Here is a 1,285-nt window from a genome sequence, read left to right on the forward strand (position 1 = left end):
ATTTGAACACCTTTCTCAGCATCGGTATTATTATAATTAATCAGATATTTTAACCCATCAGAACCAGAATATATTTGTTCAAATTTTCTTTCAAAATCTCTTGCATCTTGTGCTGTTGGGATACCCTTAAAGAAGTTTATGATATGTGCAGGACTAAAACCATCTTCAATATTATTCTTATTGAAATTATTGATTAACACATCAGTTACCATTGAAGTAATAGCTGCTTTATAATCAACATCACCATAAACATTATTTACGGATGGTACATAAGGTGAATAGTAAAATATTTTAGATTTACCATCCTCATTTTTACCTTTTACCCATCTATCATAGGTTAATACATTTCTTTTTAATTTCCAGTCATTACATACCCAAAACTTAGTTTTAGATTGATTACATCTAACATGGTTAACGGGAATATGAGTAAAGTATAATGGTTTGTTATTCAACAAGTCATACTGTACTTCAATAGCAAAGGCCCTAAAAAGAACCATATCATAAACAAGTTTATTTATTAGGTCTTCTGCGGTATCAACAGGATTAATTTCTGCTGTAAAAGCTTTACTATCACCTTTCGTAACCAGACCATCACCCATTAAAAAATTAACTTTCTTACCTATGATACCTCTGTGTAATGCACATTCGCCAAATAGATTTAAAAGAAAATTTGGATATAAATTATCTGTACCAAAGTTTACCCATTTGTCATCAGATGTACCTTGTTTTATTTCTATCGGTAATGGTGTAATACTTCTTGAAAATGTAATCAATTGTTGAAATCCCTTATCTCCTGCACTTATCTCACTCATTATTTATATATTATATATTCTTCATTTCTTATCGGGCTAATAATTTCAACTGCTTCATCATTACCTTTTATCAATAATTTACCTGTTTCTATCTTAGATAATTTAGCTTCATCCTGATAGATACTATAGGTATAATAACCTGTAGGCATACCATCAAATAATGATGTACTTAATTCAAATAGATCATACCTACTATTGGTAGCAGATAAAGCATTTTCTAATGAAATTGAATACTCATTTTTATTGGCATCATTGAAGAAATTCAATGTGTATACTGGTTCAATAACTGTAGTTTTCTCAGTTAGAGTCAATACTAAATACTGTGTTGCTTTATCTATATCAATTAAAATCATAATCCCTACAGATAAATAGTATGTCTATACATTATTAATTGCAGGGTATAAAAAAACCCCTTAGAATTAACTAAGAGGTTTGTAATAATTTACTTATTCTAATTAAGCACCTATTAAGGC

The 1,285-nt window shown here is 29.0% G+C and carries 2 protein-coding genes; both read right to left on the bottom strand.

Features of this window, described 5'->3' with window-relative positions:
• Positions 1–812 (bottom strand): hypothetical protein (locus tag AC1DRQ_RS31650; protein ID WP_477430137.1); only part of this gene is annotated, 812 nt, incomplete at its 3' end.
• Positions 812–1,165, bottom strand: a complete 354-nt coding sequence (locus AC1DRQ_RS31655) for a hypothetical protein (RefSeq protein ID WP_477430139.1) — start codon at positions 1,163–1,165, stop codon at positions 812–814. The genes AC1DRQ_RS31650 and AC1DRQ_RS31655, both read right to left, overlap by 1 nt.
• Positions 1,166–1,285: the final 120 nt, after the last annotated feature.

The sequence above is a fragment of the Mucilaginibacter sp. P4_E8 genome (assembly GCF_056401495.1).

Bases quoted from the DNA above. Each gene is read 5' to 3' on its own strand.
- AC1DRQ_RS31655 (WP_477430139.1), bottom strand. From the start codon at position 1,165: ATGATTTTAATTGATATAGATAAAGCAACACAGTATTTAGTATTGACT.